This window comes from Thermofilum sp., assembly GCA_038741495.1.
Lineage (GTDB): Archaea > Thermoproteota > Thermoprotei > Thermofilales > Thermofilaceae > Thermofilum.
Genome location: JAVYKX010000001.1, coordinates 86270 through 98455, shown reverse-complemented (window position 1 = coordinate 98455; position 12186 = coordinate 86270). Strand labels below are relative to the sequence as shown.

Sequence of the window (12186 nt, the reverse complement as noted above, 5' to 3'; positions counted from 1 at the left end):
CTTCTCCTCGCGAAGCCCCCCTTTTAAACCTATGGCTCCCGGAGTTCGGAACAAAAGGTTTAAAGTTGAGAGGTGGCAGTGAGGCAGCGGGGCCCGTCGTCTAGTGGCTAGGATAAGATAAGCCTCCTGAAGCCACCCTGACACGGTGGTGGAGGGCAGTTCGCTGAGCCCGCCAAATCCCGGGTTCGAATCCCGGCGGGCCCACCAACCGGCATGGTTCTCAGCAGCGCGCAGCGGCGTAGTCGGCTCCCACCTTCACCAGGGGGACTCCGCGGCTCGCGGGCCAAGCTTCCCGCAAAACGCTTCTCGGCGCGATAACATCCAGCTCGCAGGGCCGCGGGACGCTGGACAGCGGCCAGAGCAAGAGGAGCCTTGCCTCTTTCGGGAGCTTGACGGCGGCTAGCTGCCTCGCACTCTCTCTAGCATTGACGAAGATCAGAGTGGGGTGTTCCCTCTTCCTGCAAGCCCCGGCTAGAAGTTTGACCGCGTACATGAGTTTCAGCGGTTTGCACCCTCTCACGAAGAGATTCTCTGAGGGCTCGCACTCGCTCGATTTTTCATGCTCTTCGAGGAGTTCCAGCAGGTAGAATATTCCCTTCAGCTGGCTGAGAGAGCGCACTCCATCCTCTGCGAGGAGGAGGAAGGCCCGGTTCCTCGCCACCTGTGGTGAGGCGGCCGACTTCAAGAGAAGAGCGGAAAGGGCTCCCACCTCTTCCTCTAAGATCTCCTTAAGCAGTGAATCAGTAACATGCAGCTTACCGCTGTGACCGTCATCAGAGCAGCTCACACTATAGAAGAAAGCACCCTCTGAAAGCGCGACAGCTCTAATCTGCTTCTCGAAATCCGGAGCCACGGCATCAGGCAAGAGCAGAGCCACCGGCCTCTGCGACGAGAGAACGAACTTGTAGGCATCTCTCGCATTTATCCTAGACACTGTTACCACATTCGGGAAGTCGACCCTAGAGCATAAAGTTATTTACAGACGGCTGTGGCGAAGAGGGCTGGTGGGGATGATAATCCCGATACGCTGCTTCACTTGCGGAGCCCTGATAGCCGATAAGTGGTACGAGTTCGCCCAGAGGGTCCAGAAAGGCGAGGACGCCGGCAAAGTCTTAGATGAGATGGGGGTGACGAGGTACTGCTGCCGGAGGATGTTCCTCTCTCACGTGGAAGTGATCGACAAGATCCTGGTGTACAGCGGAGTAGAAGAGTACTTCAAAGGCTAGCGGTAGCTCTTCTGGCGCTTAGCTCTAGCCGATCTGCCTCTGGGCTTCTTGGGCTCCGCCTGCCGGGGGTCTTCAACGAGAAGGTTTCTGTCGTAGTCTAGGTACAGCTTCTTGAGCTCCTCGCTGCCAGTCCACTCGACGAGCGCGCGAGCTACTGCAGTTCTAGCTGCTGAGGCTTGCCCCATCACGCCTCCCCCCGAGGTTTCAACGTATATATCGACTTGGCTTGCGAGCTTGCCCGCCAGGACGATCGGCTCCATGATCTTTAGCCTTACAAGCTCGGGTTCGAGAACCTCCAGAGGCACACCGTTCACCAAGACTCTGCCGCGCCCTTCGCGGACGATAGCCCTAGCCCTAGCTGTCTTCCTCCTAGCCGAAGCCAACACTATCTTCACGCTCATCCTACACCACCCTCAAAGCTCCTTTGAGAGAGCATTCTGCAGAGCTCACCAAGCGTCACGTAGGGTATGAAGGGGTTATTGAAGAGCGCTTCGGGGATCTTCGCTTTCTCGCGGGAGGAAAACTCGCTGGGCACGCCGATGTACACTTTAAGCCTTCTCAACGCTTCTCTCCCCTTCGGCTTGTCGGGGAGCATACCCCTTACCATCCTCTTAAACAGCCGGTCGGGCATCCTCGGGTACTTCGGGCCCCTCTTCTCAGGGTTGTAGTAGGTCCTCCACTCTGCCCACCTTTTGTAGTGCTGCTCAAAAACTCTCTCCCGCTTACCCGTTATCACCAGCTTCTCGGCGTTAACGACGACTATGCTCTCTCCTCGGAGAAGCCTCTTAGCCACGATGCTAGCGAGCCTTCCAGCAACGTGTCCTTCGCCGTCGATTACGAGCAAGTTCTCCTGCATACGCGCCACCTAGGTGATTATCTTCACCCCCTTCCCCTCAGGGTTGCGCTGCAGCAACTCTTCTATAGTGATTGCCTCCCCGGTGCTCCTCAATTTAACCATAGCGGTTCTGCTGAACTTCCACGCGGCAACCGTAACCTTCTTAGTCAGCTCCCCACTGCCGAGAACCTTACCCGGGACTACTACCATGTCGCCGTCCTCAGCGTACCTGTTTATCCGGCTAAGGTTGACTTCAACCCTCTCGCGTCTCGGCTTGCTGAGGTGGTAAGCCACTGCACGCCAAACGGGAGCTTTATGCGCGCGACTGGCTTGCTTCAGCTTTTTAATTAGCAGGCGCAAGTGTATGTTTGTGGGACCCGTCCTCTTCATGAGCGACCTACCTCCCAAGTTCAAAGAGCTTAAAAAGTTTCCCCGGCTAACCGGAGCTCTGCTGAGCAGCCTCCCTTATGCTGTCGACCAGCCGCGCCAACTTCCTGTCCAGCATTTCTAAGGCAACGTGGAGGATCTTCTCCACAGGTATAGTGCCCAGCCCTTCGATGCTCAGCCTGATAGATGTCGGGTCACCGCTAACCTCCACGTACTCCGGGAACTTCTCAGCGCACTCACCGCACAAGTTGCAGGATGTGGGCTGAGCAACAACCAGATTGCCATCCAGGTAGCCGAAGACCTTTCTGGGGCATACCTCGAGAATCTTAGTAGCAGTGGCCTCGTCGGGGTTGCGGAGAACCCTGATCACAGGCTTGTGCTTGTAGCCGACAGCCGCTACCGGCTGCCACTTCGCGTGCTCCCGCCCGACACCCATCCTGGCTATAGCGGTCAGAGAGATACCTTGACCCTTTGCCAGCTTCACCACGGGTATGTTCTTCGAGACAGGCTCTACCTGGAAAGCCTCCGGGGGCGCAGCGACACCCTCAACACCCTCGAATCTCAAGTGCCCGCTGAGCACGGTCCTCGCTCTCTCTGAAGCTTTCTCTTCTAGAGTGAAGATAACGCTGCAATCCTCCCCTCTGAGGTAGCAGTCCAGCAGAGCATCATAAGTCTCCTCGCTCATCTTCAGCGGGATGAGAGAGAGCCTGTGGGCTATCATCTCGTCCCAGAGAACCGAGGAATTCTCCGCCACGATGACTTCGTCGATCGCCAGAACAGGTACCTCGGCGATGAGCGCTCTCCTAATCGAGTTCGCGAGGGCAGGGGTTACGCCTTCAAGCTCTACTACGAGTTTCTCATCCTTCTTGGAGACGATAGTGAGCTTGGGGGGCATTGCAGCTACCTCATGGGCTTCTGCTTCCTACCGCGCAGAATCTCTTTGAGCGAAACTCCATTGACCTTAATAACCTTCCACCTGACACCTGGCAGGTCGCCGTAGGCTCTCCCCTCTGGCCCACCGATCCCCTCGATAACTACCTCGTCGTGCTCATTGACGAAGAGAAGAGCGCCGTCTCCTGGCAGGAAGGCGGTGACAACCTTCCCGTTCTTTATGAGCTGAACACGCACACACTTTCTCACAGCGCTGTTAGGCTGCCTGCTCTCGATCCCCACTTTCTCTATAACTATTCCACGCGCCATGGGAGCGCCTTCAAGAGGGTCAACCTTCTTTTTCAGCTGGAGGACTCTCCTCTTGTACTCTAAGTCGCTCCACCTAAACTTCTTCCTCTTGTTGACTAACTTGCGCGCCGCATACAGCCCTAGAGGGGACTTCTTGCCCGGCATCTAATACACCGCAAGCCTCGTGCAGGCTCCGTGCATTAAATACATTATGCTGTACGCGTAACTCGACTAGGGATGCTGCATCACTCTTATGTCGCTGACCCCGAAGTACCTGCGCAGGAGAATCCGAGCCCTGTGCACGTTCCTGCCGTTCCTGCCTATAGCGAAGCCCAAAGAATCCCGAGTCACCTTAGCTATAACTACTCTCTGAGCTCCGTTCTCATGGACCACTACCCCCGCGATCTTCGCCGGGAAGAGTGCGGACTTTACGAGCTCTTCAATGTTCTCGCCTCCTTCAACGATCTCCACTTCTTTTTTGAGAACGCCTTTGAGAAGACGCACTTTAGACCCGTTCTTGCCGACAGCTACCGCGGCCTGCCCTCTACCGACAATAAATATGTAACGGTCGAACTGTGGATCGTACACGCAGTCAAGAGGCACAACACTCGTTATCTCTTCGAACACTCTCATTAGCTGCAGCTCCTCGTTCGTTAGCTTGAAGGTCCCTTCCCTCATGAACCTACTCTCCCTTAGCCATTTGGAGGATAGTGCTTTCCCCAGGGTCCAGTACGGCCAGTGCAGAAACCATGAACGGCTTGCGGCACACTGACCCGAGCTCGCGGCTGGACCCCTCGAATACCAGGACAGGGATCTTGGCGATCGAGGCGTAGCGCTTCAGCTCCTCTGAGATGTGGCTTGGAGCATTCTTCGCAATGACGACTAGTTTAGCCCTATCGTTTACCAGCTCTTTAAGAGTCCTCCGGTAGCCCAAGACGACTTTCCCGGTTCTCAGAGCAGTCTGCAGCTCTCTCGCTAATTCTGCCGACATTAAGCACCACCTCCAGTGCCGGCGATCTCCGCGGGCTTAATTTTCAACCTGACGGAGCCGGTGCCGATAGGAATTGGCTTGCTGCCCGTAATAACATTTTCTATGACTCCGCGCAGCGTATCCTCCTCTCCCAGCAGGGCTGCCTCTACGAGGTTTTTAACGGTAACCTCGAAGCTGGCCCGCGCGAGAACGCTGCCCTTCTCACCCGCCACGCCGTGCCTTCCCACCTGCCGCACAACGCCTGTGTACGTCATCGCGTCGGCCACGAGCATTATGTGCCTGTAGTCTACGTCGAGGCCGTGCTCGTCGAGCACCTTCTTGATCTCCTCTATTATCGCGGCCCTAGCGGCCTCGATGCCCAACACCTCGTATATCTCCTGGATGTTGTTGGTTGTTGTACGTGTAGCGTCGACGCCAGGAACGGAAAGAACGCCCTGCAGGTTACTGCCCTCAGTAAGTATTACGTACTCCACGAGCTCTCCTCTCTCGTTTCGGATCGGCTTGACGATCGCGTGGCGGATGCCTTTTAGGCCTTTCACTCTCTGGCTGAGAACTCTCTCGTAGGCGCGCCTCAGCCTCACCACGTCGTCGATATTGAGCCGAATTGTCACAACACTCCCGTCCTCTGAAACCTCGATAGACCCCTTCTTGCCCTTCACCTTCTCGAGCACTTTGAGCAGCTCGTCCAGGGTAACTTCCCTGTTCTCCATCATCTCCGGGTCGAGCTCCAGTATGATAGCAGATTCGTAGTAGTCGATGGTCGCGGACTTGCACAGGTTCTCAACCGTAGTGAGCTCGATCTGCTTAGCGATTCTAAGCGCGGCTTGCTCGTCCTTCGCGACCTCGGGCTCGAGGTAGATCTCCATCATCGGGGTAGAAGGCTCTCTTCTGAGGTCGACGATCTCGATGAGCCTGGGGAGACCCAGGGTCACGTTGAGCTCTCTAACCCCGGCGAAGTGGAAGGTTCTAAGCGTCATCTGAGTGGCAGGCTCGCCGATCGACTGCGCCGCAACCGTGCCAACAGCCTCGCCGGGGTGAACTAGGCTGGAGAAGTACCGCTTCACAGTCTCATTGATCACGGATAGGGCTTCTTCTCGGGACAGCTTATGCTCGAGTATTGCGGTGTAGAGCTCCTGCCTCAGCGACTCAGGGAGCACATCGTGGTACTTCTCGACCTCGCATCTGAGCTCCTCCTGGGTTATGGGCTCCGGCATCAACCCTCACCTCTTAGAGCTATCACCCTCTTAACTAGCTTAGCGACGTTGACCGGTTTCCCGTGATCGCTTCGGGACGGATCGACGCCGTCTTCCCCGTAGCGGAACTGTATGACCACGCCCTCACTATTCCTTACAGTACCGTCGTAAGCTACGTAGAAGTCCTGCATAGCGTTCTGCAGGCGCCGGTACATGTAGCCGCTCTGCGCCGTTCTCACGGCGGTGTCAACGAGCCCCTCTCTGCCCGAGACGGCGTGGAAGAAGAACTCTACGGGGCTGAGGCCGTCGGCGAAGCCGCTTTTCACGAAGCCCTTAGCCTCGGGAGCCAGGGTTCCGGCACGGAAGTGTGCTATAGGCCTACCAGTGAAACCGCGCTCGATACGCTTACCTCTCACCGACTGCTGCCCCACGATTGCTGCCATTTGCGTCAAGTTGAGCATGCTTCCTCTAGCGCCCGTCTTAGCCATGATTACAGCGTGGTTGGTCATGCCCAGGTACCTGCTAGCGATCTCGCCCGCCTTCGTGCGCGCTTCAGCCAGCACGCTCATTATCATTTCTTCGAGGGTCTCCCGGCGTGTCTTGCCGGGCATGGGCACCAGTTCGCCCCGCCTGTACGCGTCGATAAGCTCCTCAACGCGCTTCTCAGATTCCTTGATAGCCTCCTCTATTTCGCGCGTAGCCTCCTCGGGTATTATCACGCTGTCTAGACCCATCGTGAAGCCATACATGTCCAAGTACGCTAGGAAGACTTTGAAAAGGGAGTCCATCATCTCGCGACCCTTCTCGTTACCGTAAGCGACTACTATCTCGTGCAGCAGAGTGCCATGCTTCTCGGCCCCTATGGCTTGCTTATCGAACACTCCCAAGAGAAGCTTCCCCCTCTTGACTAGGATATAACCATCGTTGTCGCAGTGCTCTTCGTTGCATGCGCCGCTCGCCGGGGCCACAGCCGCCCTACCCACGTAGTTCATATCCTCGGGGAGGAATACGCTGACAATCTGCTTACCGGTCCAGTAGGGACCCGGCTTCAGGATCGCAGGCTCCGGTAGAGTTGGGGGGCGTCCACCGAAGTAAATGAGGTTGGACGCGGCTCTCCTGTCGAGCACAGTATCCTTTCTGGTGAGCAGGTAAGCTCCCGTTATGTAGTCGTGCAGGCCTCCGACTATCGGCGCACCGTACCTTGGAGTCATTATGTGCTCCTGCACGAGCATGAGGGTTTTGGCCTCGGCTTGAGACTCCTCGGTCTGAGGAACGTGGAGGTTCATCTCGTCGCCATCGAAGTCGGCGTTATAGGGTATCGTGACGAGCAAGTTGAGGCGGAAGGTCTTGTAGGGCAGCACTCTGACTATGTGAGCCATAATGGACATTCTGTGGAGGGAGGGCTGCCTGTTGAAGAGCACTACATCGCCGTCCATGAGGTGCCTCTCAACAATGTAGCCGGGCTTCAACGTATCAGCGATTTCATCCAGGTGCTTCGCGTAGCGTAGGTCGACGCGGGAGCCGTCCGGCTTGATTATGTAGTTGGCGCCTGGCCACTTGTCGGGGCCGTTCCTAACCAGCTGCCTTAGCTTCTCCAGGTTCCACGGTGTCACTCTCTCGGGGACGGTCAAGACCTTAGCCACCTCTATGGGAACGCCCACCTCATTGATCCCTAGGTTGGGGTCGGGGGAGATTACCGTGCGCGCGGAGAAGTCAACGCGCTTGCCGGCCAAGCTGCCCCTGAACCTCCCCTCCTTGCCCTTCAGCCTCTGCGCAAGGGTTCTCAGAGGTCTACCCGACCTGTGCCGGGCAGCGGAAATGCCGGGCAGCTCGTTATCGAAGTAGGTAGCCACGTGATACTGCAGGAGGTTCCAGAGGTCTTCGATGACGAGAGAGGGAGAACCCGCCTCTATATTTTCCTTAAGCCTCTGGTTAGCTCTGATTATGTCCACGAGCTTGTGGGTCAAATCGTCTTCGGACCTCTCGCCCGACTCCAAGGTGATGGACGGCCTTACGGATGGCGGGACTACAGGCAGGACTGTGAGCACCATCCACTCGGGTCTACTCTCCTTAGGGTCTAGCCCTAGAACCCGAAGGTCTGAGTCGGGTATCCGCTCCAGCCTCTCCCTGACTTCCAGCGGTGTGAGCTTGACGACGCCGACCTCCCTCTGCTCGTAGAACGTGTAGGGCTTCTCCAGCTTTATCTTGTACTGCTGGGCGCCGCAGTGAGGGCAGACCGTCTGCTTCGAAGCTTCCTTGATAACTCTCTGAGCGTACTTGCGCTTGAGCGAAGGCCACTTTTCGCCCAGCTTCTCCATTATTCTTCCTACAGCTTCGAGCTTTTCGGCTGGAAGCTTCACCCGCCCGCAGCTTCGGCAGGTTGCCTTCAGGAGGTTAGCTATATGTGCTGAGAACTCGGGGTGGATTACCGGTCTCACGAGGTCGATGTAGCCGAAGTGTCCGGGACAGTTCACCGACCTGTTACCGCACGTTTGGCACACAGCCCCGGGCTCGATGGGGCCCAGCCTTCTATCCATGGGCCCTCCGGGCACCGGGAATCCTTCCTCGTCGTAGAGCTCTGACGTCTCGATGCGCATTACTGCTATCTTGCGTATAACCTCGGGGGATAGAATCCCGATCTTTATTCCGGCAACTACCTTTGTCTGCTTCAACAGCATCACCTCGAGGTCTTATCTTTAAGCCTTAGTTTTACCGAGATCCCGAGACCCATGAGCTCCTGAATGAGTAGCTTGAAAGCATACGAAACTTCTACCGGGCTTAACCTGCCCTTATCGCCGCAGAGCGGGCAGAACGGCGCATTCTTCCTCGCGTCAAGCCAACCCATGTACCCGCAGTTCTCGCAGACCCATATAGTCGTGCGGTCGGAGCTCGTCACCAGGCGCTCTCTAAGCAGCATGGCTGACCCGTGGCCGATGAGGCAGTCTTTCTCCATCTCTCCGAACCTGAGCCCACCCTCTCTGGCTCTACCCTCGGTAGGTTGCCTTGTGAGTATCTGAACCCTGCCTCTGGCCCTTGCGTGCATTTTATCAGCCACTAAGTGGTGAAGCTTCTCGTAGAACACGACGCCGATGAATATCTCTGCCTCCAACCTCTCGCCCGTGATGCCGTTGTAGAGGACCTCTTTGCCGTCGCTGCGGAAACCATAAGCCTTGAGGATCTCTCTGATATCGTCGAGAGAGGTCGGCTCGAATGCCGTGGCATCGATCCTCCTTCCCGAGAGAGCGGCCGCTTTGCCCGCCAAAGCTTCGAGAAGCTGCCCCACAGTCATCCTCGAGGGTATGGCGTGCGGGTTGATTATGAGATCGGGGACGATGCCATCCTCAGTGAACGGCATGTCTTCCTGCGGGACTAGCAGCCCGACGACCCCCTTCTGCCCGTGTCTCGACGCGAACTTGTCTCCAACTTCCGTCGGTCTCAGGTCGCGTACACGAACCTTAACTAGCTTGATGCCTTCAGGGCTCTCCATTATGAGTACCCTATCTACGGTGCCCTTCTCTCCGTGGCGAAGCACTATCGACGTATCCTTTCTCCTGGTCCCAACTCTCGGCTCAAAGCTGCTCGTGTAGAATCTGGGCGGGCTGGTCCTCCCGATGACCACCTGCCCTCCTTTGAGGTCTGACTCTACATAAGCGATACCGTCGAGCGGGTCAAGCGCTGAGTAAGCCTCTAGAGGCTTCATATCTAAAGGCTCCTGCTCGGGCGAAGGTTTCTCGAAGCGATCCTCTATACCTCCGGGGTACTTCCTCTCCTCAGCTTCGTAGGTTCTCATGAAGACTGAGCGCGTCATGCCGCGCTCGACTGAAGCTTTGTTTATCACCACCGCGTCCTGGATATTGTAGCCGGAGCCCGTGAGAACAGCGACGACCATGTTCGTGCCGTAGGGCAGGTCATCCAGCGGTAAAAGGTCGAAAATCCGCGTCTTTACGAGCGGCTTCTGCGGGTAGTACATTACGTGCATTCTCGGATCCATGCGCAGACGGTAATTCAAGGTCGGAATGCCGAGGGACTGCTTAGCCATCGCCGCCTGGTACGAGTTTCTCGGCGACTGGTTGTACTCTATGAAAGGTATAGTCATGGCGATTATCCCGAGAATCGCGGCGGGCACTATCTCGGCGTGGGTGTGCTCCGGGGTCACCTTGGATACGTCTTCGGCGATGTAGGCGTTCTCCTCCTCCTCTGCATCCAGGTACTCAATTATACCGTTATCGATGAGGTCTTGCCAGCCCCACTCCCCCCTCCTGAGGAGCTCGATGTGAGCGCGCTTCAGCTTTGGTTCGCCATTCTCCACAATGATCAGAGGGCGGCGGAGACGCCCAGCGTCGCAGTTAACGTAAACCTCTTTGAGCTCACCGAGATCGTAGTAAGCTACGTTAATCTCGTGACTTATTCTCCCCTGCCTCCTCAGCTCACGAATTGTTGCGGCCAGTTTAGCTCCATTCTCCGCGTACCCTATGAGGCGGCCGTTCAGAAATACTCGCGCGCCCCTCAGTAGAGCCCCCGATGCTTTCTCTAGGGGAACGACACCCAGCCTAGTGACGAGCAGAGTGTAGACTTCCTCCTCGCTGTAGCCGTTCGAGAGGGTGGCCATTAGCGCTAGATTCTTGACTAGACCGCAGTTCTGTCCTTCAGGAGATTCAACCGGGCATAACCTGCCCCACTGTGTCCCGTGAAGCTCCCTAGCCTCGAAGTGAGGCTGGGTTCTCGAGAGAGGCGAGACGACTCGCCTCAAGTGCGACAATGTAGCCAAGTAGTTCGTGCGGTCAAGTATCTGGCTTACACCAGATCGGCCGCCAGGCCAGTTTCCAGTCGCTAAAGCGTGCCTTAGCCGGTCCGTTATGATGTCGGGCCTAACTATGCTGACTATGCTGATGTCCCTCTCCTTCGTCATGTGTCTCTCGAGCGAGTACTGCATCTCCTTCACTAGCTGCCGGAAAGCTTGGCGGAAAACGATCGCGAGAAGCTCGCCAACGTGCCGTATCCTCTTATTGGCTAGGTGGTCCTTGTCGTCTGGGCCTCTTAAGCCCAGCTTAAGCTCGAGGAGACGGGCCACCATTTGACCCACGAAGAAAGCTTTGGCGACGCGGGCCGCGGGACTCCTCCCTATGTGCGGCAGGAAGTTCTCGTCGAGAACCTGCTGAGCCCTCTGCAGCCTCACGTCTCTGGGTTGTCCGGGCGAGACACGGGAACCTATATAGTCTAGTGCGTCCTCCTCAGTTTGAGCGATCTTCGATTGCTCGATGAGCACCGGGAGGAACTCCTGCTGGACTCTCGGGTGCGAGCTGATCGCAGAGACTATATCCCTGTCGCTTCTCAGGCCTAGTGCGCGCATAATCACGACAACAGGGATTCGAGTGGGGCACGCCGGGAAGGATACGTAAAGTAGCCCGTCTTTAGTTCTCTCCAACCTTACGGGGACTCTGTAGCCTGCCGCTACAGAGAAAACTTTCGCGGTGTGAGTCACGGAGCTGCTCTCGCCCCCGTAATCAACGAGAACTCTATTAACCGCCAGATCCTCCTGCATTACTACGACTCTTTCGGATCCGTTAATGATGAAGTAGCCTCCCGGGTCGTAGGGATCCTCGCCGAGCTTCACCTGCTCCTCGGGGGTCGCCTTAGATAGCACGCATTTGCTGCTCTTAACCATTATAGGAAGCATGCCGATGAATACCCTTTCCCTTCGCCGCTCCTCACCGTCTACGTAGAACGATACGTAGAGGTAGAGGGGCGCAGCATAAGTTATGTTCCTAAGCCTCGCGATCATCGGAGTAAGGTTCAGTTCAGATCCATCAGCTTCCTTGAAAACCGGGTTACCTACTTCGATCCTTCCAAACCTAACCTCGACTCCGTGAGCCTCAACCTTTATCCCACCTACTTCGTCTACGATCTGCTGGAGCCCCCGCTCCAGGAAAGCGTTGTACGAGTCAATATGCTGCCTCACGACACCCGCTTCTCTAACGTATGCTTTAACCAGCTCCCATAGTTCTTCTCTTGTTAGCCCAGCCACCGCCTCCGCCGGCATATCCCTCACCCTTTCACAACTACTCTGAAAGCTACAGCCTCGCCGGCTGTAGGACTTTTTCTGATGATCATGATCACGTCACCCGGCTTTGCCTTGAGAGCCCTCGCGACAGGATCTGTGGAGTATATCCACGGTAGCTCGCTTTTCTTGAGGCCGAGTTTCCGGAGAATTCTCTTGGCTTCCTCTTGACTGAGAAGAATATGCTGGGGTACCAGCTTGTGCCTTAAAATATCAACCTTACGCGGCATAGGAGGAAACCCGTCAGGTGCACGTCTAAAATCTGCGAGCATCAGCATACTTTTTAAACCTTGTGTAAGACAGGGTGTCTATAGCTG

Annotated in this window: 13 protein-coding genes and 1 tRNA gene; 2 read left to right on the top strand and 12 right to left on the bottom strand. The window is 56.4% G+C overall.

Annotated elements, in window-relative coordinates:
• The first annotated feature begins 89 nt into the window (after positions 1-89).
• Positions 90-207 (top strand) — tRNA-Val (locus tag QXU72_00605).
• 13 nt (positions 208-220) lie between these two features.
• Here QXU72_00605 and QXU72_00600 read toward each other — a convergent pair.
• Positions 221-934, bottom strand: a complete 714-nt coding sequence (locus QXU72_00600) for a hypothetical protein (protein ID MEM0493745.1) — start codon at positions 932-934, stop codon at positions 221-223.
• Positions 935-1010: 76 nt separating this feature from the next.
• Here QXU72_00600 and QXU72_00595 point away from each other — a divergent pair, with 76 nt between their 5' ends.
• Positions 1011-1226 carry a DNA-directed RNA polymerase subunit N gene (locus QXU72_00595; protein MEM0493744.1) on the top strand — a complete coding sequence of 72 codons (216 nt, stop codon included), beginning with the start codon at positions 1011-1013 and terminating at the stop codon, positions 1224-1226.
• Here the strand turns inward: QXU72_00595 and QXU72_00590 are convergent.
• The 11 genes from QXU72_00590 to QXU72_00540 form a co-directional block, all read right to left on the bottom strand.
• Entirely contained in the window at positions 1223-1627 is a 405-nt protein-coding gene (locus QXU72_00590; protein ID MEM0493743.1) for a 30S ribosomal protein S9, read from the bottom strand. The genes QXU72_00595 and QXU72_00590 overlap by 4 nt on opposite strands.
• Positions 1624-2082: a 50S ribosomal protein L13 gene (locus QXU72_00585; GenBank protein ID MEM0493742.1), complete on the bottom strand. Its 459-nt coding sequence runs from the start codon at positions 2080-2082 to the stop codon at positions 1624-1626. Before QXU72_00585 ends, QXU72_00590 begins: the two co-directional genes overlap by 4 nt.
• Before the next feature lie 9 nt (positions 2083-2091).
• A complete protein-coding gene (locus QXU72_00580) occupies positions 2092-2451 on the bottom strand; it encodes a 50S ribosomal protein L18e (protein MEM0493741.1) in 360 nt (119 codons plus the stop codon).
• Positions 2452-2497: 46 nt separating this feature from the next.
• Positions 2498-3343 (bottom strand): DNA-directed RNA polymerase subunit D, encoded by an 846-nt coding sequence (locus QXU72_00575; GenBank protein ID MEM0493740.1) that lies wholly within the window; start codon positions 3341-3343, stop codon positions 2498-2500.
• A gap of 5 nt (positions 3344-3348) precedes the next feature.
• On the bottom strand, positions 3349-3792 hold the full coding sequence (locus tag QXU72_00570) for a 30S ribosomal protein S12 (GenBank protein ID MEM0493739.1): 444 nt from the start codon (positions 3790-3792) through the stop codon (positions 3349-3351).
• Between the two features lie 66 nt (positions 3793-3858).
• Positions 3859-4305 carry a NusA-like transcription termination signal-binding factor gene (locus QXU72_00565; GenBank protein MEM0493738.1) on the bottom strand — a complete coding sequence of 149 codons (447 nt, stop codon included), beginning with the start codon at positions 4303-4305 and terminating at the stop codon, positions 3859-3861.
• A gap of 4 nt (positions 4306-4309) precedes the next feature.
• Positions 4310-4618: a 50S ribosomal protein L30e gene (locus QXU72_00560; protein ID MEM0493737.1), complete on the bottom strand. Its 309-nt coding sequence runs from the start codon at positions 4616-4618 to the stop codon at positions 4310-4312.
• Positions 4618-5832: a DNA-directed RNA polymerase subunit A'' gene (rpoA2, locus tag QXU72_00555; protein ID MEM0493736.1), complete on the bottom strand. Its 1215-nt coding sequence runs from the start codon at positions 5830-5832 to the stop codon at positions 4618-4620. Before rpoA2 ends, QXU72_00560 begins: the two co-directional genes overlap by 1 nt.
• The gene (gene rpoA1, locus QXU72_00550; GenBank protein MEM0493735.1) at positions 5832-8489 is read right to left on the bottom strand and encodes a DNA-directed RNA polymerase subunit A'; all 2658 of its coding nucleotides are present in this window, start codon (positions 8487-8489) and stop codon (positions 5832-5834) included. The genes rpoA2 and rpoA1 overlap by 1 nt, the downstream gene beginning before the upstream one ends.
• Positions 8489-11851 (bottom strand): DNA-directed RNA polymerase subunit B, encoded by a 3363-nt coding sequence (locus QXU72_00545; GenBank protein MEM0493734.1) that lies wholly within the window; start codon positions 11849-11851, stop codon positions 8489-8491. Before QXU72_00545 ends, rpoA1 begins: the two co-directional genes overlap by 1 nt.
• A gap of 5 nt (positions 11852-11856) precedes the next feature.
• Entirely contained in the window at positions 11857-12099 is a 243-nt protein-coding gene (locus tag QXU72_00540; GenBank protein MEM0493733.1) for a DNA-directed RNA polymerase subunit H, read from the bottom strand.
• Between the last annotated feature and the right edge of the window lie 87 nt (positions 12100-12186).